Origin of the sequence: Pseudohalocynthiibacter sp. F2068, from assembly GCF_023015645.1 — a bacterium.
Classification (GTDB): domain Bacteria; phylum Pseudomonadota; class Alphaproteobacteria; order Rhodobacterales; family Rhodobacteraceae; genus Pseudohalocynthiibacter; species Pseudohalocynthiibacter aestuariivivens.
Window position 1 is genome coordinate 204,127 of the sequence record NZ_JALKAK010000004.1, and the last position, 19,504, is coordinate 223,630.

At 53.4% G+C, this 19,504-nt stretch carries 19 protein-coding genes; 9 read left to right on the top strand and 10 right to left on the bottom strand.

Going from position 1 to position 19,504, the window contains the following annotated elements; genetic code table 11:
* Window positions 1–74 precede the first annotated feature (74 nt).
* Window positions 75–332, top strand: coding sequence for a BolA family protein (locus MWU63_RS07025; protein WP_213888544.1), 258 nt, complete (start codon window positions 75–77; stop codon window positions 330–332).
* A 6-nt stretch (window positions 333–338) separates the two neighbouring features.
* On the opposite strand, the gene MWU63_RS07030 is transcribed toward MWU63_RS07025, so the two are convergent.
* The 6 genes from MWU63_RS07030 to MWU63_RS07055 all read right to left on the bottom strand — a co-directional run bounded on the left by MWU63_RS07030 (window position 339) and on the right by MWU63_RS07055 (window position 5,020).
* Entirely contained in the window at window positions 339–758 is a 420-nt protein-coding gene (locus tag MWU63_RS07030) for a DUF4177 domain-containing protein (protein WP_213888543.1), read from the bottom strand.
* Window positions 759–924: 166 nt separating this feature from the next.
* A complete protein-coding gene (gene gatB, locus MWU63_RS07035) occupies window positions 925–2,436 on the bottom strand; it encodes an Asp-tRNA(Asn)/Glu-tRNA(Gln) amidotransferase subunit GatB (RefSeq protein ID WP_213888542.1) in 1,512 nt (503 codons plus the stop codon).
* Between the two features lie 61 nt (window positions 2,437–2,497).
* Window positions 2,498–3,049 (bottom strand): hypothetical protein, encoded by a 552-nt coding sequence (locus MWU63_RS07040; RefSeq protein WP_213888541.1) that lies wholly within the window; start codon window positions 3,047–3,049, stop codon window positions 2,498–2,500.
* 50 nt (window positions 3,050–3,099) lie between these two features.
* Complete coding sequence (locus MWU63_RS07045; RefSeq protein ID WP_213888540.1) at window positions 3,100–3,528, bottom strand: hypothetical protein; 429 nt, start codon at window positions 3,526–3,528, stop codon at window positions 3,100–3,102.
* A 53-nt stretch (window positions 3,529–3,581) separates the two neighbouring features.
* Window positions 3,582–4,175, bottom strand: coding sequence for a dimethylsulfonioproprionate lyase family protein (locus MWU63_RS07050; protein ID WP_247077384.1), 594 nt, complete (start codon window positions 4,173–4,175; stop codon window positions 3,582–3,584).
* Window positions 4,176–4,300: 125 nt separating this feature from the next.
* Window positions 4,301–5,020 (bottom strand): hypothetical protein, encoded by a 720-nt coding sequence (locus tag MWU63_RS07055; RefSeq protein ID WP_213888538.1) that lies wholly within the window; start codon window positions 5,018–5,020, stop codon window positions 4,301–4,303.
* Window positions 5,021–5,109: 89 nt separating this feature from the next.
* Between MWU63_RS07055 and MWU63_RS07060 the strand changes: the two genes are divergently transcribed.
* Complete coding sequence (locus MWU63_RS07060; RefSeq protein WP_213888537.1) at window positions 5,110–5,430, top strand: helix-turn-helix domain-containing protein; 321 nt, start codon at window positions 5,110–5,112, stop codon at window positions 5,428–5,430.
* A 17-nt stretch (window positions 5,431–5,447) separates the two neighbouring features.
* Here the strand turns inward: MWU63_RS07060 and pepN are convergent, their stop codons facing one another.
* Complete coding sequence (pepN, locus tag MWU63_RS07065; RefSeq protein WP_213888536.1) at window positions 5,448–7,991, bottom strand: aminopeptidase N; 2,544 nt, start codon at window positions 7,989–7,991, stop codon at window positions 5,448–5,450.
* Between the two features lie 195 nt (window positions 7,992–8,186).
* Between pepN and MWU63_RS07070 the strand changes: the two genes are divergently transcribed.
* From MWU63_RS07070 to MWU63_RS07080, 3 genes are all read left to right on the top strand, one after another.
* Window positions 8,187–10,358, top strand: a complete 2,172-nt coding sequence (locus MWU63_RS07070; RefSeq protein ID WP_213888535.1) for a malate synthase G — start codon at window positions 8,187–8,189, stop codon at window positions 10,356–10,358.
* Complete coding sequence (locus MWU63_RS07075; RefSeq protein WP_213888534.1) at window positions 10,339–10,767, top strand: heme-binding protein; 429 nt, start codon at window positions 10,339–10,341, stop codon at window positions 10,765–10,767. The genes MWU63_RS07070 and MWU63_RS07075 overlap by 20 nt, the downstream gene beginning before the upstream one ends.
* 103 nt (window positions 10,768–10,870) lie before the next feature.
* Window positions 10,871–11,647: a gamma-glutamyl-gamma-aminobutyrate hydrolase family protein gene (locus MWU63_RS07080; protein WP_213888533.1), complete on the top strand. Its 777-nt coding sequence runs from the start codon at window positions 10,871–10,873 to the stop codon at window positions 11,645–11,647.
* Between the two features lie 34 nt (window positions 11,648–11,681).
* Here the strand turns inward: MWU63_RS07080 and MWU63_RS07085 are convergent, their stop codons facing one another.
* Both MWU63_RS07085 and kynU read right to left on the bottom strand, forming a co-directional pair.
* Window positions 11,682–12,152: a GNAT family N-acetyltransferase gene (locus tag MWU63_RS07085; RefSeq protein ID WP_213888532.1), complete on the bottom strand. Its 471-nt coding sequence runs from the start codon at window positions 12,150–12,152 to the stop codon at window positions 11,682–11,684.
* Window positions 12,149–13,342, bottom strand: coding sequence for a kynureninase (gene kynU, locus MWU63_RS07090; RefSeq protein ID WP_247077396.1), 1,194 nt, complete (start codon window positions 13,340–13,342; stop codon window positions 12,149–12,151). The genes MWU63_RS07085 and kynU overlap by 4 nt, the downstream gene beginning before the upstream one ends.
* Window positions 13,343–13,492: 150 nt before the next feature.
* Here kynU and MWU63_RS07095 point away from each other — a divergent pair, with 150 nt between their 5' ends.
* The 4 genes from MWU63_RS07095 (at window position 13,493) to MWU63_RS07110 (ending at window position 18,573) form a co-directional block, all read left to right on the top strand.
* Window positions 13,493–13,939: an isoprenylcysteine carboxylmethyltransferase family protein gene (locus MWU63_RS07095; RefSeq protein ID WP_213888530.1), complete on the top strand. Its 447-nt coding sequence runs from the start codon at window positions 13,493–13,495 to the stop codon at window positions 13,937–13,939.
* 156 nt (window positions 13,940–14,095) lie between these two features.
* Complete coding sequence (locus tag MWU63_RS07100) at window positions 14,096–15,667, top strand: Re/Si-specific NAD(P)(+) transhydrogenase subunit alpha (RefSeq protein WP_213888529.1); 1,572 nt, start codon at window positions 14,096–14,098, stop codon at window positions 15,665–15,667.
* A 10-nt stretch (window positions 15,668–15,677) separates the two neighbouring features.
* A complete protein-coding gene (locus tag MWU63_RS07105; RefSeq protein ID WP_213888528.1) occupies window positions 15,678–17,111 on the top strand; it encodes an NAD(P)(+) transhydrogenase (Re/Si-specific) subunit beta in 1,434 nt (477 codons plus the stop codon).
* Window positions 17,112–17,292: 181 nt separating this feature from the next.
* Entirely contained in the window at window positions 17,293–18,573 is a 1,281-nt protein-coding gene (locus MWU63_RS07110) for a DUF3422 domain-containing protein (RefSeq protein WP_213888527.1), read from the top strand.
* Between the two features lie 58 nt (window positions 18,574–18,631).
* On the opposite strand, the gene MWU63_RS07115 is transcribed toward MWU63_RS07110, so the two are convergent.
* On the bottom strand, window positions 18,632–19,492 hold the full coding sequence (locus tag MWU63_RS07115; RefSeq protein WP_213888526.1) for a TauD/TfdA family dioxygenase: 861 nt from the start codon (window positions 19,490–19,492) through the stop codon (window positions 18,632–18,634).
* Window positions 19,493–19,504 lie beyond the last annotated feature (12 nt).

Sequence of the window (19,504 nt, forward strand, 5' to 3'; positions counted from 1 at the left end):
TTCTTTACCTTTTCGACTCGGACAAGAGAGTTTAGTGTTTTTTGAGCATTAGAGAAGGGGCTAGGGCAAAAAATATGACCGTTCAGGACGAAATCTACCAAAAACTTTCATCCGCGTTTTCGCCGGAGAGTTTAAATGTTGTTGATGAAAGCGAGGATCACCGTGGTCATGCCGGATATCAGGAGGGTGGTCAAAGCCATTTTCGAGTTGCTATTGTAGTGCCGGAATTTGCAGAAATGAGCCGTATTGCGCGCCACAGAGCCGTGCACGTTGCGATTGGACCCGAGATTATCGGACGTATCCACGCGCTTACATTGGATATCAATTCCTGAGCCAAGTTACTCAGCAGCAACTTCTGACTTGGGTTCGTCTTTGCCGGCTTCTTTTGCAGATCCCAAAGCGGGGGCCGCATTTTCCTGATCTTGAAGCGCTGGTTGGATTGTTGGCGCGCTATGCATAAAACCACCCGTTGCCTGTGGCACAGCGAGCGTCACTGAAGAATCGGTCTTGGTTTCAGCACCGGTTTCAATAGCACGGCGAAAAATTAGCATGTTCTGGAAAACGGTTGTTTTTCCGGTCAGACCAGAGCGTTCTTCGCAAGGTAGGGTATCTGAACGCTGGTACTCCCAGCCGTCTTGACCAAGCTCATTCATCACACCCATCAAGGTATTGGCAAAACGCGCGTCAGAGCTTTTCAATCCTTTTGCGCGTTCTCCCTTTTTTGGGGCAGGCACAACTTTATATTCGAATTTTGGCATTACCGTTTTCCCTGATCGGTTCTGGCGAAGTTACTCATTACCCGATTCGGGGATGATTTGTCCAAAATACTGCGATTATGTCCGTATTTTTGTTGCTTTATTGCCGATGCATGCGGATGACGTTGTTGAGATTAGAACGTCACCGGTACGCTCATTTATAGCAGCACTATAAACCAAGCTTGTCTTTCACGAGGGCGTTGACGGTTGCGGGGTTTGCTTTGCCGCCGGTCGCCTTCATTACTTGGCCGACGAACCATCCGGCAAGCTTGGGGTTCTGCTGTGCTTTTTCGACCTGTGCGGGGTTGTCCGCAATAATCTGATCAACAGCGGCTTCAATCGCACCGGTGTCTGTCACCTGCTTCATGCCACGTGCCTCGACGATATCCGAAGGGTCACCGCCTTCAGTATAGACTATCTCGAACAGTTCCTTGGCAATTTTGCCGGAAATGTCACCTTTGGTAATCAACGCAATGATGCCGCCAAGCTGTTCTGCCGAAACCGGGCTATCGGTGATAAGAAGATCGTCCTTTTTCAAACGGCCAAACAGTTCATTAATTACCCAGTTCGCGGCCAGTTTTCCATCGCGCCCTTTGGCAACGACTTCAAAGAAATGCGCGCTTTCAACATCGGCGGTCAGGACGGACGCGTCATAGTCTGACAAGCCGAAATCCGCTATAAACCGCGCTTTTTTTGCATCCGGTAGTTCCGGAAGCGAGGCTTCTATTTCATCAACCCAGGCCTGTTCGATTTCGAGCGGCAGCAAGTCGGGGTCTGGGAAGTAACGGTAGTCATGCGCTTCTTCCTTGCTCCGCATAGAACGCGTTTCGTTTTTGTCGGGGTCATAGAGGCGCGTTTCCTGCACGACTGAACCGCCATCCTCAAGAATGGCGATCTGGCGGCGCGCCTCATAGTCGATGGCCGCCTGAATGAACCGCAAGGAGTTCATGTTCTTGATCTCGCAACGCGTACCAAGATGGCCGAAATCCTGCGTTTCCTGGTAACGCTCATAGTCGCCGGGGCGACAGACAGACACGTTCACGTCTGCACGCATGCTGCCGTTTTGCATATTGCCGTCACAAGTTCCGAGATATCGCAGGATCTGGCGCAGCTTAGAGACATAGGCAGCTGCCTCTTCGGGGCCGCGAATATCCGGGCGACTGACGATTTCCATCAGCGCAACACCTGTGCGGTTTAGGTCAACGAAAGACATGTTCGGGTCCATGTCATGAATGGATTTGCCGGCGTCCTGTTCAAGGTGAATGCGTTCCACCCGCACTTTACGCGCAATCCCTTCGCCCATTTCCACCAGAATTTCACCTTCGCCAACGATTGGGTGGTAAAGTTGGCTGATCTGATAACCTTGCGGCAAGTCCGGGTAAAAATAGTTCTTGCGGTCAAAGGCGGAGTAAAGGTTGATATCCGCTTTCAGGCCCAATCCCGTGCGCACGGCCTGCTCTACACAATATTCGTTGATCACCGGCAACATGCCCGGCATCGCGCTGTCGACAAAGGCAACGTTGGAATTCGGCTCCGCCCCAAACTTGGTCGAAGCCCCGGAAAACAGCTTGGCCTTTGACGTGACCTGCGCGTGGACTTCCAGCCCGATCACAAGCTCCCAATCTTCCTTGGCGCCAGCGATGGTTTTGGGGGTCGGGGCAGTGTAGGTAAGGTCGAGCATGTCAGATCCGTCCGAAAAGCAATTCAGCGCTTTCTAAGACAGGGCGAAGTGCGGGGCAAGATCACATAAGCCCACGTTCAGCCGCTACAGTGCGAAAATCCTTCAATGCAGCCGGAAAACCGGACAGTTCCCAGTTCAAATCCTGCGGATTGCCGTGTCTGTCGGTAAAGGTGAAGCGAAAACTCTCACCAGTTTCCATCATTGATATCAGCGTGGCCGCCTCTTTACCTGTAAAATTGCAATTGCGCCCCCTCAGGCATCCACGTCGGTCGTTTGACCAGATGACACCTTCGTCAGCGAGGATGCGGAACCCGTCAGGTTCAAATGCCGTGCTGCGTTCCATCCCAAAGTCGATTTCAACACCATCTGCGTGTGGTGTGATGAAAAGAAACTGTGCCGCGAATTTTGGTGCAGGGGAAAATACGTCAACCCGGCGGATGTAACAGCGTTCTTCAAGGGTATCGCCGGTCAGCCGTTCGTCACAAAAAACATTCCAGATACCAAAAATCTGGTGGTGGGTCACACGCCAACTGCCAGCAGTGTCGCCTCCGCTTCTGTCTTGTGCCAAGACCGGAAGACAAAACAACAGCAAGATTGGCAGAGCATAACGCATAGTGGAATCCCCTTTTCGGGCACTATAGGCGCTTGTGGCTTAAACGGTATTCACAACAACGAGAAGTGATGGCGTTCCGTCACAACGCCGCGTTCCTTCATCGCTCGTTCAAGCGTTTTATGCGGGGGAAGGCAGTCATAGGGCAGGCGGAGTTTTTTTCCACTGCTTAGAAAAAGCGTTACGCGCACGGAAAAATCTAACCGCGTATCAAAGCGCGCCTTGACGATTTGTTCAAGTGGTAGTTCCTGCGTCACGTTGCCCGAAGACCAACCGAGGCTCTGATCATTGAGTTTTAGAGATGATGGACGATCTATTGCAATGTCCCAAAGCGCGGGTAGCGTAAAGATTACTAAACCACCAACAAGCCACCACGCAGCGTCAAAGACCACCAAAAGCGCTGCCAATGCAGAATAAACCAGTACCAAGACAATGATCGTACGCGTAGTTCGACCGCTCGTTTTATAGGAAAATTCTTGCATCAATAACCTCAGATCACGCAGACCCTACGCAGCGCTTTACCGGGGAACAAGTGTTAACCTTTCAGCTGATACTGATCCCAACCGATATCACCGCTCCAGCGCCAGGCGGCTAACAGTGGTTTTTCGCGCGTTTCGCTGCGATGTGGCATCATCGATGGATGAAAAATCACGTTACCTGCGGTTTTGTGATATCGCTCTCCGTCATCTGTGCTCCAGAACCCTTCCCCTGCCAGCATAATGAAACACTCTTCTGCGGCGTGGTTGCGGGTGACATAGTTCAAGCCGGCCCGTTGCATGAAAAGGCCGACCCGAACCGTTGGATGAAAAATCATGCCATCTGGGCCCAAAAGTTCTGCGGTCAGCATATGACGGGCGATTTCCGGGCGGATGCGGCCATCTTCCAAACCCGCGTAGTGCCATTTGATCAGCGGCAGAACATCTTGCACAGCAATAGCCTCAGGCGCTGGGTTGGTTGCAAAGGCAGTTTCGAATTCTTCAAGAAATGGTGTTTCGTCAACCTCTGAAAACGAATGATCGGATGTTGTCGCCTTCTTTAGCGCGGTAACGGCTTCATTTGCCCCATCACGGCCCTCCCTTTCATAAAGGGACGCCAGGGTTGAAAACAGGTTTGAAAGATCATGTGCCATGATGCGCGCCTCGCTTTTCCGCATCAAGGCTGTGGTGCGTGATCCCGTCTTTGCAGTTTGCGACGCCAGTTGTCGTCTTTTGGCCGGTCCGCATTTCGCAGCCGGCCAAGTGAGTTATTTTCGTGCTAAATTTTCTCTGCGCGTAGTTTCGAAAGCGAAAGCAGGTGAAATCCAATGAAAATGGGTACAAAAAATCCTGGAAAAAGCGCCATCGGATAGCTGTTGATAATATTTGGTGCATCAAGCGACCAGATGTGAGCAAACCCTTCTGTGGTCAAAACCCCGGTTCCAACCGCAACGGCAAAATCGAGCAGCCCGATGACATTTGCGCGAACGAGCTTTTTACGGGCATCAGGAGCATTTTGCTGAACGGCCCGATAGGCACTAATACCAGCGAAACCAGCCCAGATGTCACCAAGGCCTGCGGGCAAGGCGAACTGCCATGGGATATCTCCGGTCAGCCAGCCAACCAGAAAGATGAACCCCATGATACGCAGCATTTGAATGGCAATCAGCGAGGAATGGCTTGCTTGGTTAAACAGCGCATTGCCGGTGGCGGTTTTGCGCCCGAGGAACCAGATTAGCGGGCCACCGATCAAAATGGGCATCAGCGCGAAGGGTGGGTCAGCGAAAGTTTCGGGCGGCATCAAGATTCCGGCAAGGCTTAGTGCCGAGGCGCCCGCATACCAAACGCCAAGTAAAAGTCCGACAATGCCCACAGTGGCGAGCATTCGGCCTAATGAAAATTCGGCTTTTTGTGCGTGAAACGCAATTATCCCCAGAACTATTGCAGGAACAAGCACCACAAAACTTTGGACATAGTACTCTACGAATTGAACGAACATATATCTCTCCTATATTGATATAAATCACGTAGTGACTATAAATATAGAAGTCAATTCGAGAACGGTAATTTATATGGTAGGCAAGACGCATGGAGATTCCTGACAAAACAAATTGCCCGATCAAACGCACAACCGATGTGGTTGGCGATCAGTGGAGCTTTCTGATTATGCGAGAGCTGATTTTGGAAGGACCGCGTCGTTTCAAAGACTTTGAAGACGTCTTGTCCGTCAGCCCAAACACCTTATCGGCGCGGCTCAAAAAACTCGAAGACGCTGGTGTGATACGCCGTGAATTCTACTCAACGCATCCACCACGCGCCGAGTATCACCTGACGGAAAAGGGCGAGTCGCTAAAACCGGTTATCGGCGCCATGTACGAATGGGGAATGGGCCCGGGACTGAAACAATAGACCGCCCGAAAAGAAGCTTATCCGTTCAGTATCCGCCCGACCATCTCGCTTGTGTCGCGTGACAGACCGGGTGTTGATTGAATTCGCTCCAAAGCGTCCCGGATCAGGGATTGCCTATCACCATCATAACGCCGCCAGGTTTCAAACGCTGTGGACAAGCGTGCCGTGGTTTGTGGGTTCAGCGCATCAAGGCGTATCAACCAATCGGCCACCAGGTTGTAGGACGTCCCAGTCGGGTCGTGAAAGCCCGCTGCGTTCATGGCGAGGGCGCCAAAAACCGCACGAAAACGATTTGGATTTATCAAATCAAACTCAGGGTCTTTGGTCAGCCTGTCAGCAGTTGCAGCGGCGCGTTCCGGTGCTGCGTAAGTGACTTGCAGACCAAACCATTTGTCCATTACCAGGCGGTCTTGGCCCCATTGCGTGCGGAAGGCCGCAAGCTCTGCTTCCCCCTTTTCAATCGTCAGCAGGCAGGACAGCGCGCCAAGCTGCTGGGTCATGTTATCTGCACTTTCATACTGACGTGATGCGGCAGAACCACCGTCAAGGCGTGACAACAGGCTGAGTGCTGCTCCCTGTAACGCTCTGTTCCCGGCAGCTTCAGCATCGGGTGAATAGGGTCCGGGCACATGCATTTCCGCGTAAATCTTTGGCAGTAAGTCCTGTAAGTGCTGGGCGAGTGTTTGTTTCAATGTCTGCGAGGCGCGATAAATCTTGTCGGGGTCGGGCGTCAACCCAGCGTCAAACAATGTTTGTGCGATGTCGTCCTGACCTGGAAGACTGAGGGCCAGTGCGCGAAACGCAGGGTCAAGGGTATCATCGCGCAAAACGGCCATGAGCGCATCAAGGTAAGCGTTATCCGGTGGTGTGCCATTGGTCACCATACGGCTCAGGGTGTCTTTGCCAAGCGCGCGCCCGGCTTCCCATTTGTTGAACGGGTCCGTGTCATGGGCCAGTAAAAACGCGCGCTCTGCGTTTGTGGTGTCTCGTTGCAAGATGACCGGGGCGGAAAACCCGCGCAGGATTGACGGAACCGGTCTTGCTGCCAACCCCTTAAACTCAAAACTCTGCTCTGCCTCGGTCATCTCCAGAATGGTGGTTTCCACCACCTCGTCGCCGTTGGGGTTTAGCAGCCCGACAGCAACCGGAATAACCCGCGGGTCTTTCTTGGGCTGGCCCGGCGTTGGCGGAGTTTCTTGTTTCAGATGCAGCGTATAGGTGCCGTTGTCAAAGTGATCAGTCACAGTCAAACGTGGCGTGCCAGCCTGTTCATACCAGCGTTTGAACTGGTCCAGATCGCGGCCTGTCGTGTCCTCAAACACCTTCAGCCAGTCTTCTATCGTGGCTGCATCGCCATCGTGGCGTTCAAAATAAAGGTCGAGCGCTTTTGCATAGTCAGCATCCCCAACCAGACGCTTCAGCATCCCAATGACTTCGGCACCTTTCTCGTAAACCGTTGCGGTGTAGAAGTTATTGATTTCAACAAAGCTGTCGGGGCGCACGGGGTGGGCGAGCGGACCATTGTCTTCGCGGAACTGACGACCGCGCAACGCAAGCACATCATTAATGCGTTTCACCGCATGGCTGCGCATGTCACCCGTGAACTGCTGATCGCGAAAAACGGTTAGCCCTTCTTTCAGGCAAAGCTGAAACCAGTCACGGCAGGTAATCCGGTTCCCTGTCCAGTTGTGGAAATACTCATGTGCGATGATGGCTTCGATACGCTCAAAGTTTGTATCGGTTGAGGTTTCCGGGCTGGCAAGAACGGCCGAGGAGTTGAAGATATTCAGCCCCTTATTTTCCATCGCCCCCATGTTGAAATCATCAACCGCCACGATGTTGAAAATATCGAGATCATATTCGCGACCATAGATCTGTTCATCCCAGACCATGGACCGTTTCAGTGCTTCCATCCCAAAGGCGCATTTGTGTTCATCCCCGGGGCGCACATAGATGTTTAGCTCAACCTGTTTGCCGGACATTGTGTTAAAGCTGTCGGGGTGTGCGACAAGGTCACCCGCGACAAGCGCAAAGAGATAAGATGGCTTTGGCCAGGGGTCATGCCATTCAGCCCACCCATCACCAGACGCGGCAGGGTTGCCGTTTGAAAGCAGCACTGGCAGATCACCCTCAACCCGCACGGTAAAGGTCGTCATCACATCCGGACGGTCGGGGTAATACGTTATCTTGCGAAACCCTTCCGCCTCGCATTGCGTGCAATACATTCCGTTTGACATGTAAAGCCCTTCAAGCGCCGTATTGGTCGACGGGCTTATTTCTACTTCCGCCTCAAAGATAAACGGCGCATCGGGCACCGCGATTATAAGGCCTTCATCTGCAATCTCAGGTCGACACGCTTTCCCATCTACTGTGGCTGAAATCAACGATAGCTGTTCGCCGTGCAGAAAGAAGTCCCGGTCTGTCGTTTCGGGATTGGGGTGAAATGCAATGCGGCTAAGAACCCGGGTTTTGGTTGGGTCCAGCTTAAATGTCAGATGCACATCGTCGATCAGATAGGCGGGGGGGGTGTAATCTTTCAGAAAGATCGTCTCATTGCGCATCACGGGCTCCTGCAACCGAATTTGTCCTAGATGTAACGGAATGCTTGGCCGCCGCAAGGCTTGGAAAAAAGAGGATAGCACCTCACAAATTGCCTAAATTGGTAACTTAATATTACCACAGTTGTTGCGCATCGGAAACTTTGGCCCTAAATAGGCGCAATTCAGTTGTATACCGTACCATACAGAGGTGATTCCATGCCGGCCCGCATTGATAAACACGGACTTCAGGTCGACCCGACGCTCGTTGAATTTGTTGAGGCGCAGGCCTTACCCGGCACGGGAGTAAACACAGATCAGTTTTGGTCCGGCTTCTCGGACCTCGTTCATGACCTTGGTCCCAAGAACAAGGCGCTTCTGCAAATCAGGGAAGATATGCAGGCGGCAATTGACGATTGGCATATCGCAAATCGCGGAAAGGTTCATGACGCCGCTGCCTATCGGGCGTTCCTGGAAAATCTCGGGTATCTTTTGCCGGAAGGGCAGGATTTCAGCATCGACACAGCCAATGTTGATCCAGAGATAGCGTCGATTGCAGGCCCACAATTGGTGGTTCCGATCATGAATGCCCGCTATGCACTGAATGCGGCGAATGCGCGATGGGGGTCGCTCTATGATGCGCTGTATGGCACAGATGCACTTGGTGATCTGCCTGCTGGAAAGGGGTATGACCCGGCGCGCGGCATGCGCGTTATCGCCTGGGGTAAATCCTTTTTGGATGATGCGGTTCCGCTACAAACAGGCAGTTGGGCAGATCTGGATAATCTGGCAGTACAAGACGGGTACCTTCAGGCCGGTGCGGGCCTGAAAGACACCAGGCATTTCGTCGGATTTATTGGCATCGCCACTGATCCAAGTGAAATCATTCTTAAAAACAATGACCTGCACATCAGACTTGTGCTCAACAAAGAGACGCCGGTTGGTAAATCAGACAGCGCCGGAATTTCGGATATTGTGCTTGAAAGTGCGCTTTCCGCGATCATGGATTGCGAAGATTCCGTTGCCGCCGTGGATGGCGAAGACAAGGTTCTTGCCTATCGCAACTGGCTTGGTCTGATGAAGGGCGATTTGTCAGAAGAGGTCTCAAAGGGCGGCAAAACCTTCCAGCGCGTTTTGAACGAAGATTTGGAATTCACCGCACCGGATGGCGCGACACAGACCCTGAAGGGCCGGGCTTTGATGTTGGTGCGCAACGTTGGGCATTTGATGACCAACCCAGCCATCCTTGACAGGGACGGCAACGAGGTTGGCGAAGGCCTGATGGATGCCATAATGACAACCGCCATCGCAATGCATGATTTGCAGCGGGACGGTGGAAATTCGGTTCACGGATCAGTCTACGTTGTGAAGCCAAAAATGCACGGCCCGGAAGAGGTGGCTTTTGCGGATGAAATTTTCGGCCGTGTAGAAGCAGCGTTGGGTTTGCCGCAATACACAGTAAAGCTTGGGATCATGGACGAGGAACGCCGCACCTCGGCAAACCTCAGGGAATGCATCCGGGTCGCAAAATCACGTGTTGCCTTTATCAACACGGGTTTTCTGGACCGCACAGGGGATGAAATTCATACTTCGATGGAAGCGGGCGCAATGGTCCGTAAGGGCGAGATGAAAAATTCCGCCTGGATCACAGCCTACGAAGACAGAAACGTCGATATCGGTCTTTCCTGCGGTCTTCAGGGGCGTGCGCAAATCGGCAAAGGCATGTGGGCGGCACCTGATCTGATGACTGAAATGCTTCGTGATAAAATTGGCCACCCGATGTCCGGGGCAAATTGCGCCTGGGTGCCCAGCCCAACCGCCGCGACGTTGCATGCAACGCATTATCACACGGTAAATGTGTTTGAGCGTCAGGATGAAATTACCAAGGGTGGCGCGCTTGGTACACTTTCCGATCTGCTGACCATCCCCGTCGCAAAGGGCGTGAACTGGTCAGAGCAGGAAATCGCGGAAGAGATTGAAAACAACGCTCAGGGGATACTTGGCTATGTGGTACGCTGGGTGGATCAGGGGGTTGGCTGCTCGAAAGTGCCGGACATCAATGATGTGGGGCTGATGGAAGACAGGGCGACTTGCCGGATTTCATCACAGGCGCTGGCCAATTGGCTTCATCATGGCGTTGTTTCGCAAGAGCAGGTCATGGCCGTGATGAAAAAGATGGCGGCTGTTGTTGATCAGCAGAACGTAGGCGATGCGGGCTATTTACCTATGGCACCGGATTTCGACGGTATCGCTTTCCTGGCGGCGTGTGATCTGGTTTTCAAAGGTCGCGAACAACCATCTGGATATACCGAACCCGTGTTGCATGCACGTCGGCTTGAACTTAAAAAACGACATCAACAAGGGGCTTCAAATGTCAGAAATTACGCTTAGAAAAGCGAAAACGATTATCAGAGCGACCCTTAGTAAAGGCAAAGAGCTTGGGCTCAAGCCGCTTTCCGTTGTGGTTCTTGATGCGGGCGGCCACGTCAAAGCGTTTGAGCGCGAAGACACAGCTTCGCCGGGCCGTTTTGCGATTGCGCAGGGCAAGGCATATGGCGCTGTCATGCTGGGCATGGCTGGCACTGCCCAGATGATGCGGGCCGAGCAGCAAGCGTATTTCATGGCTGCTGTAAATGGGGTTTATGGAGGGCAGGTTGTGCCTGTTCCCGGCGGTATTCTGATGCGCGACAAAAAAGGCGCGGTCATCGGGGCCGTGGGTGTAACCGGTGATACCTCTGACAACGATGCAAAAGCGGGGCTTGCTGGTATTGAAGCCGCGGGCCTTTCGGGCGAGGCGTGATTTTTCAGTATTGCAACCTTGCACATCTGAATGTGCAAGGTAGCTCTACACACAAGAATAGAAACAGCTTATAGGTATCTGAAGTTCAAGACAAAGGTATCAAATGGCCCGCCCAATCGTTGGTATTATCTCAAACAGCTACCTGATCAACGACGATTACCCTACGCACGCAGGCGGAACCATGAATTCCGAAGCAATTAGCGAAGTGTCTGGTTGTATGCCGCTGCTTATCCCGTCAGATCCGCGTTTTGTTACAGTCGAAGAACTGCTCGCGACCTGTGATGGTTTCTTGCTGACTGGTGGGCGGCCTAACGTGCACCCGGAAGAATATGGTGAACCCGCAACCGATGCGCACGGCGAATTTGATCGCAATCGTGATGCGATCACCCTGCCGCTTGTGCGGGCCTGTGTTGAGCGCGGTCAGCCGATTTTAGGGGTTTGCCGTGGTTTTCAAGAGGTTAATGTCGCGTTGGGCGGCACACTTCACCCGGAAATCAGGGATTTGCCCGGTCGCGAAAACCACCGAATGCCACCAGAGGGCACGCTGGAAGAAAAATTTGCATTGCGCCATACCGTCCGGTTCGCAAAAGACGGTGTGTTTCACCGCATGATGGGTGCGGAAGAGGTGATGACAAACACGCTGCATGGTCAGGGTATCAAAACGGCCGGAAAACGTGTCGTCATTGACGGTTGGGCGCCTGATGAAACACCCGAAGCGATATATGTCGAAGGTGCGCCGGGCTATGCAATATCGGTGCAATGGCACCCGGAATGGCGTGCTGCGCAAGACCCTGTCTCGCGCCCCTTGTTCGCCAGCTTTGGCGAGGCTGTGCATGCGTGGTCGGAGGGCCGGACGTCACCATCTTTGCGCCACGCCTAGATCGGAATTGACTGCCATTTAACCCATTTGGGTTTCACCGCGGGTTCTTAAGCATAAGGCTCATTGCGAACCGTTCCAGTTTTTGACTGTTTCGCTCCACTGTCTCGGCATAGTCGATGGTCCATCCTTGTCGCAGGAAAAACCTTCGGGCCTGATGACTTGCGTGCACAGTGAGACGGTCTAGGCCTTCCTTGTCCGCCCACTCCAGTACTTCGCAATAAAGCGCTTTTGCAACGCCACGACCGATGTACTCTGGCAGCACAAAGGCAAGGTCTAAATAGCCGCCGGGTTCCACAGCCACAAAACCGACGGGTTGCGCTTCATCTTCCGCAACCCAGCAGATGAGCGCAGCGTCAAAAGGCTTTTGCCTTTTTTCGGACGGAGCCCAGGCAATCCGCTGCTCTTGTGTGTAAAACTGTGCGGTGCCTTCGCGAACGGCGCGGAAGTAGATATGATGTAACGCGTCATCATCTTCCGGCCCAGAGGCGCGTATATGAAGCTTCATGTAACGCGCGCGCGCATTTTGTATTCCGGCGTGTCCCACAGGCGGTTCGTCGTAACATCAGTAAGAACATCAACCGCACGAGCGACATCTGCTTCGTCGATATAAAGCGGCGTGAAACCAAAACGCATGATGTCAGGCGCACGAAAGTCACCAATTACGCCGCGCACAATAAGGGCCTGCATCGCCGCGTAGCCATTTTCAAACCGGAAAGAGACCTGCGAGCCACGGGCAGTGCCATCGCGCGGGCTGGCGAGTGTCAGTTCAGGGCAGCTCGCCTCAACCCCTGCAATGAACTGATCACACAGTTTTATCGATTGCGCGCGTACATCATGGATGTTGGCACTATCCCAAACGTCCATTGCCGCCTCCAATGCGGCAAGTTGCAGGATCGGCGGTGTGCCAACCCGCATGCGTTCAATGCCAGAACCGGGCCGGTAAGATAGGTCAAATTCAAACGGCGCTTCATGCCCCAGCCAGCCGGAAAGCGCGGGGCGAACTTTGTTAACATGCCGGGGCGCAACATAGATAAACGCGGGTCCACCGGGGCCGGAGTTCAGGTATTTATAGGTACACCCCACCGCAAAATCAGCGTTTGCCCCAGCAACGTCCACGGGCAAAGCACCGGCACTGTGGGCAAGATCCCAGACAGTGATGATTCCATGCGCCTGTGCTTCTGCAGTTAGCGCGTTCATATCGTGAAGGCGACCCGTGCGGTAATCTACCTCGGTCAGCATCAGAACAGCTACGTCGCTGGAAAGCGAATTTTCCACGTCTTCCGGCTTTACGGTTCTAAGCTCGAAATCAGAACCAAGTGTTTTGCACAGCCCTTCGGCCATATAGAGGTCTGACGGGAAATTCCCGTTATCTGAAAGTATCACGCGGCGCTTCGGGTTCATCTCAAGTGCAGAGGCGAGCGCCTGATAGACCTTGATCGACAGCGTATCCCCCAACACGACATGGCCGGGTTCCGCACCAATCAGCTTTCCTATGCGATCGCCGATTTCAGTTGGCATCCCCATCCAGCCCGCTTTGTTCCAGCCAGTGATCAGCATCTCGCCCCATTCGTCCTGCATGGTGCGCGCCAGCCGTTTCGGGGCGGCCTTTGGAAGCGGACCCAGAGAATTACCGTCAAGGTAAGTTGCGTCGTCAGGCAAATGAAACATCGCCTTGGTGGCTGCAAAATCGGTCATGTTGAAAGCCCTGAAATTGTGAAATCTTGGCAAGCGATGCTGCACCCCGAAAGCTATCGTATCTAACCTGAGGCGCAAGAGCGCAGGTATGTGAATTGCAATTTCGCAATGGACAGCACAATTGTAGGAAACCGAAAAGGAGTAGGGTCCATGAAATCCATTGATGTCCCACCGGTATGGTTGGCAGCTTTTCTGGCTTTGGCCTGGTGCCAGACAGTCTATTTACCGGGCTTAACATTTGGTGGCGCCTGGGCCGACTTCCTGGGTGGAATTTGCCTCGGCGGTGGAATATTACTTCTTATTCTTTCGCTTCGGGAATTTACCCGCCACAAAACCACGGTGCATCCGCACAAAGAATCCAGCAATCTGATTCAGACAGGTGTTTACAAACGGTCGCGAAACCCAATCTATCTGGGCGATGTGCTGATCCTGACGGGCCTGATCTTGTATTGGGACGCGGTGTTATCTCTGCCGCTTGTTCCGATCTTCGTCTGGATTATGGAAAAACGCTTTATTATACCAGAGGAGGATCGGCTTCGTAAAAAGTTCAGGGTTCAGTTCGCGGCCTACATGCGAAAAACCCGCCGCTGGCTGTAGCAAAGGCCGACCTTCAATAAACCGTTAGCGTCAACTTCTTGTGAAATAATATTGCGCAGGGTATGACGCTCTTATCTGAAAATGTCTGCACGGGGTTCGTTTTAGCTCAAACTGGAACGGTTTTCCGTAACATCCGCAGAAAAGGGGAAAATCGACGTGAAAATTGGTGCGCCGAAGGAAGTTTTTGAGGGAGAGGCGCGTGTAGCCATGACTCCCGAGAGTGCGGTTCAGCTTCAAAAGTTGGGCTATGACTGTGTTATCGAATCCGGCGCTGGTGATGCGGCTGGTTTTTCCAACGCCACCTACAAGACTGTGGGGGTTGAGGTCGTGAAAACCGGTGCGGCGCTTTTTAAGGCGGCAGACATCGTGGTCAAGGTGCGCCAGCCCAATGACACAGAGCTTAAACGCCTTCGCAAAGGGCAGACGCTGATTTCCTTCTTCAACCCCGGAGGGAACGAAGAGGGCATGGAAGCCGCCCGTGCCAAAGGCGCAAACGTGATTGCCATGGAAATGGTGCCGCGTATTTCACGTGCGCAAAAGATGGATGCGCTAAGCTCTATGGCCAATATCGCGGGCTATCGCGCGGTGATCGAGGCGGGCAACAACTTTGGCCGCTTTTTTACCGGGCAGATCACGGCTGCGGGTAAGGTACCACCTGCCAAGATCCTTGTGGTTGGGGCAGGGGTTGCCGGTTTGGCTGCAATCGGAACTGCAACCAGTCTTGGCGCTGTGACCTACGCCTTTGACGTGCGCCCTGAAGTGGCGGAGCAGGTTGAATCGATGGGGGCTGAATTCGTCTATCTCGAATTTGAGGAAGAACAGCAGGATGGTGCAGCCACTGGCGGCTACGCTTCTGTTTCCTCGCCAGAATTCCGCGAAGCACAGCTTGCGAAGTTTCGCGAACTTGCCCCGGAAGTGGACATTGTGATCACCACCGCGCTGATCCCGAACCGTGAAGCGCCAGAGCTTTGGACCGAAGATATGGTCAAAGCCATGAAGCCCGGTTCTGTGATCGTGGACCTCGCTGCCGAAAAGGGTGGTAACTGTAAACTGACGGTGGCCGACGAAAAGATTGTCACAGCCAATGGCGTGACCATCATTGGCTACACAGATTTCCCGAGCCGGATGGCCTCGCAGGCGTCCACGCTTTACTCAACCAACATCCGCCACATGATGACGGATTTGACCCCGGAAAAAGACGGCAAGATCAATCATGACATGGAAGATGATGTGATCCGCGGCGCGACAGTGACCTTCAAGGGTGAAATCACCTTCCCGCCGCCGCCGCCGAAGATACAGGCGATCGCCGCCAAACCGAAAGAAGCCACCAAAGAGCTTACGCCCGAGGAAAAACGCGCCGCCGAAGTGGCAGCTTTTCAAAAGGCGACGCGCAGTCAGGTTGGTATGCTCGCCATTGGCGGATTGCTGATGCTGATCATCGGGGCCTATGCACCGGCGAGCTTTATGCAGCACTTCATCGTCTTTGCGCTTGCCTGTTTTATCGGCTTCCAGGTGATCTGGAACGTCAGCCACGCGCTGCACACGCCGCTGATGGCGGTGACGAACGCGATCTCAGGTATCATCATTATCGGCGCGTTGTTGCAGATTGGCTCGGGCTCATGGCTTGTGATGATCCTCGCCGCGATATCGGTGCTGATTGCCTCGATCAACATTGTTGGTGGCTTCCTGGTGACACGCCGGATGCTTGCCATGTTCCAGAAGTCCTGAGGAGAGCGACATGAGCATTGGTATTACATCCGCGGCTTATATAGCCGCTTCGGTTCTTTTTATCCTTTCACTGGGCGGTCTCAGCAATCAGGAAAGCGCGAAACGCGCCGTTTGGTACGGGATCGTGGGCATGGCGGTGGCGGTTGTTGCCACCGTATTTGGCCCTGACAGCGGCAACTACATCGTCCTTTTGCTGATGGTCGCGATTGGTTCTTACGCTGGCTATTATGTTGCTGGCAAAGTTCAGATGACAGAGATGCCACAGCTTGTGGCAGCGCTGCACAGCTTTGTAGGCCTGGCCGCGGTCTTTATCGGGCTGAACGCCGATCTGGAGCTTTCTGCCGTGCAGGGCATGGATCAGGCGGCGCGTGACGCGCTGCATGGTTTTGCCAAAAAGCTCGCGCATAAAGACTCCATCGAAGTCGCCATTTTGAAGGTCGAGGTGTTTCTTGGTATCTTCATCGGTGCGGTGACATTCACCGGCTCTGTCGTGGCTTTTGGCAAACTTGCAGGCAAGCTTGACGGCAAGCCAAAGAAACTGCCGGGTGGTCACGCGCTGAATGCGGGTTCACTGGCGCTCTGCATTATCCTTGGCCTCATGTATTTCAACGGTGCCGGTATCTGGACAATGGTTGCTGTAACGCTCATCGCAGGCTTCATTGGATATCATCTGATCATGGGCATCGGTGGCGCTGACATGCCAGTTGTTGTGTCAATGCTGAACAGCTATTCCGGCTGGGCTGCAGCGGCCATCGGCTTTACGCTTGGCAATGACCTTCTGATCGTGACCGGCGCACTTGTTGGTTCATCCGGTGCGATCCTGTCTTACATCATGTGCCGTGCGATGAACCGACATTTTGTTTCGGTGATCCTTGGGGGCTTTGGTGGTGCCGTTGGCCCGCAGATGGAAGTCGAAGGCGAGATGATCGCAATCGAGGCCGAGGGTGTTGCTGCGGCATTGGAAGACGCAGACAGCGTGATCATCATTCCGGGCTACGGTATGGCGGTTGCGCAGGCGCAGCAGTCAGTCTCTGAACTGACAAAACGTTTGCGCGCCAAGGGCAAAGAGGTACGCTTTGCCATCCACCCGGTCGCCGGGCGTTTGCCGGGCCACATGAATGTGCTTCTGGCCGAAGCGCGCGTGCCTTACGATATCGTTATGGAAATGGATGAAATCAACGACGATTTCCCATCAACCGATGTGGCCATCGTGATCGGCTCCAACGACATCGTGAACCCCGCCGCGCAGGAAGACCCCAACAGCCCCATCGCTGGTATGCCGGTGCTGGAATGCTGGAAAGCCAAGCAGGTGTTCGTGAGCAAACGTGGGCAGGGTACGGGGTATTCTGGCATCGAGAACCCGCTGTTCTATAAAGAAAATACACGCATGTTCTATGGTGACGCCAAAGCCTCGCTTGATCAACTGCTGACGATGATCAGCTAGGACCATACGCGTTAACGAAAAGTGCCTCGCAGTGAAGAACTGCGGGGCTTTTTTATTTTACGCACAAGGAAAGACGGTTGGTATGCAATTGTGTGCAGGTAAGCAATTGAAAATAAAGATTATTTTATTTACACTTCTCGGGTTACCGCGTAGTTAGCGTAAAAAATTCCGGAGCCTGTATATGAGCCGCATCAAAGATCATCCGTTGCGCTATAAATTGGCGAATGAGCTTCACGCGCGTCCATTTCCAGCGCTCGCAGCGCCAAGCCATGCCATATATCTTGCTATAAAGCGCCCGCTGGCCGCTGCTAATCGTGACCGGGACGCGGATCTTATCCACCTTCTGGCATTGCTTGATCGTTATGGCGCGCCACATCCGCAACCCGAGGCAACACATTATTCCGGAGAAATCGGTCGCTATCATCTTAAGTGGGAAAGCCATAGTGAATTTGTAACCTACACGGTGTTTTGTGACGGCCTTAGCGGACGGGTTTTCGACCCCGTTGCGTTCGAGATTTTCCCGGAAGAATGGCTGACCCAGGCACCCGGCGTCCGGGTTACGTCTGCGATGATCCATATAGATCACATGCCTGACCTTGCGCAGATACATTCGCATTTAGACGCGTTTTTTGTGCCGGAAAGTCTGGCCGTCAGCTATGTTCTGGATCGTTCGGCCGTCATCGCGGGTGATTTTCGGATCGATGAGGCAGGCCATATGCGCTTTTCGGTGTTTGTTGCGCCGGATATCGGGGTGCGCCGGATCGGCCGCATCGTGCAACGGCTGTGTGAAATTGAAACCTACAAAGCGATGTCCATGCTTGGCTTTCAACAGTCGCGCAAGCTGTCGGCACGGCTGCGCGAAATTGACAACCAGTTGATTGCGTTGGTTGAGGAAATGGCCTCGGACTCCGTGAATGCCGAGGAAACGCTTTCGGCCCTGACGCCCATTTCTGCGGAGTTGGAAAAGCTGACAACGCAAACCAGTTACCGGTTTGGTGCGACAGCTGCTTACGCGGCTATTGTAAGCCAAAGGATAGAAGTGCAGCGTGAAGAACGTTTTGAGGGTCGTCAGACGTTTGGCGAGTTCATGATGCGCCGGTTCGACCCTGCAATGCGAACGGTCAAGGCGGCTGAGCGTCAGCTGCGCAACATGGCAAAGCAAAGTTGGCGTGCAGGCGAACTGCTGCGTACGCGGGTGGATGTGGAACGGTCAGCACAGAACCAGAAAGTGTTGGAAAGCATGGATAGGCGGGCTGATCTTCAGCTTCGGTTGCAAAAAACGGTCGAAGGGCTGTCCGTCGTCGCGATCAGTTACTACGCTGTGAATTTGCTAAGCTACATGGCCCTGCCGATCGCCAAAGGGATGGGCTTTGACAAGATATGGCTGACTGCGGGCCTGACCCCGCTTGTCGTCCTTGGTGTCTGGCTTGTCGTTCGGCAAATTCGCAAGGCCGTGCATTGAGCGTAATCATAGAATGTTGGCGGGAATGGAATAAAGAGTTAAATAGCTGCCCCGTAATTCAAACCCGACCCATTCCAATATAAAGCTGCCTGTCCTGATCCTTGATGGCGCGGCGGCCATGCATCACGCGGGTATTGTCAATGACTGCAATATCGCCATCCTGCCAGTTAATTTCGACGGTGCAGGTTTCTGCGATGTCACGCAGAGCCTCTATTTCCTCCGTCGTCACCTTCGTTCCATCTTCCAGCGTGTAGACCGGAGGCTCGTAGTTATGAGACGGTCCAAGGATCGCGTTTGCGAAAGCGTGACCGTTGGAAAGCGAGGAAGGCCGCACCGGCGCAATCGTGAGTTCATAATCCAGTGAACCGTCCTCATTCAGTTTGAAATCCTGATCGGGAATCGCCGCCTTGAATTGTAGGATGTGTTCGTGGGTTACTTCTTCCGGCTCTCTGATCGCGGGATGTTCATTCGCCAGGTAGCGCTTCCAGAGGTCTTCGGGCAGCGTACGCTTCACCGTCATTTTTTGTGACCAGCGCTCTTTCTGCCTGTCATCAAACTTCTTGAATACTTCTCGCCCATCGCAGATCGTTGTCTGTGACCCCTCAAAAGCAGCCTTTGTGCAATAGAATGCGACAACGTCCGGGCAAACAGGCGTATTGCCGTTTTCGATGTGAAGACCAATGGGGCCAAGCCCGGCATCAACCTTTTGGGTCGTCTTGTCGGTATTTTCACGCGCCGGATCAAAGGTGATTGTTTTGCAAAGCAGCGTTGTCAGGTCGCTGAACGCCTGCATGTCAACGTCAAAGCCACGCAACAGTACCCAGCCATCTTTTTCCAAGTAATCTTTGACCGATGCAACAACAGATGCGTCAAGGGTTGGAGTTTTTGCTTCAGTCGCGCGAATGACATTATAGTTCATTTTGTAGTCCTG

Bases quoted from the DNA above. Each gene is read 5' to 3' on its own strand.
- MWU63_RS07025 (WP_213888544.1), top strand. From the start codon at position 75: ATGACCGTTCAGGACGAAATCTACCAAAAACTTTCATCCGCGTTTTCG.
- MWU63_RS07030 (WP_213888543.1), bottom strand. From the start codon at position 758: ATGCCAAAATTCGAATATAAAGTTGTGCCTGCCCCAAAAAAGGGAGAA.
- gatB (WP_213888542.1), bottom strand. From the start codon at position 2,436: ATGCTCGACCTTACCTACACTGCCCCGACCCCCAAAACCATCGCTGGC.
- MWU63_RS07040 (WP_213888541.1), bottom strand. From the start codon at position 3,049: ATGCGTTATGCTCTGCCAATCTTGCTGTTGTTTTGTCTTCCGGTCTTG.
- MWU63_RS07045 (WP_213888540.1), bottom strand. From the start codon at position 3,528: ATGCAAGAATTTTCCTATAAAACGAGCGGTCGAACTACGCGTACGATC.
- MWU63_RS07050 (WP_247077384.1), bottom strand. From the start codon at position 4,175: ATGGCACATGATCTTTCAAACCTGTTTTCAACCCTGGCGTCCCTTTAT.
- MWU63_RS07055 (WP_213888538.1), bottom strand. From the start codon at position 5,020: ATGTTCGTTCAATTCGTAGAGTACTATGTCCAAAGTTTTGTGGTGCTT.
- MWU63_RS07060 (WP_213888537.1), top strand. From the start codon at position 5,110: ATGGAGATTCCTGACAAAACAAATTGCCCGATCAAACGCACAACCGAT.
- pepN (WP_213888536.1), bottom strand. From the start codon at position 7,991: ATGCGCAATGAGACGATCTTTCTGAAAGATTACACCCCCCCCGCCTAT.
- MWU63_RS07070 (WP_213888535.1), top strand. From the start codon at position 8,187: ATGCCGGCCCGCATTGATAAACACGGACTTCAGGTCGACCCGACGCTC.
- MWU63_RS07075 (WP_213888534.1), top strand. From the start codon at position 10,339: ATGTCAGAAATTACGCTTAGAAAAGCGAAAACGATTATCAGAGCGACC.
- MWU63_RS07080 (WP_213888533.1), top strand. From the start codon at position 10,871: ATGGCCCGCCCAATCGTTGGTATTATCTCAAACAGCTACCTGATCAAC.
- MWU63_RS07085 (WP_213888532.1), bottom strand. From the start codon at position 12,152: ATGAAGCTTCATATACGCGCCTCTGGGCCGGAAGATGATGACGCGTTA.
- kynU (WP_247077396.1), bottom strand. From the start codon at position 13,342: ATGACCGATTTTGCAGCCACCAAGGCGATGTTTCATTTGCCTGACGAC.
- MWU63_RS07095 (WP_213888530.1), top strand. From the start codon at position 13,493: ATGAAATCCATTGATGTCCCACCGGTATGGTTGGCAGCTTTTCTGGCT.
- MWU63_RS07105 (WP_213888528.1), top strand. From the start codon at position 15,678: ATGAGCATTGGTATTACATCCGCGGCTTATATAGCCGCTTCGGTTCTT.
- MWU63_RS07110 (WP_213888527.1), top strand. From the start codon at position 17,293: ATGAGCCGCATCAAAGATCATCCGTTGCGCTATAAATTGGCGAATGAG.
- MWU63_RS07115 (WP_213888526.1), bottom strand. From the start codon at position 19,492: ATGAACTATAATGTCATTCGCGCGACTGAAGCAAAAACTCCAACCCTT.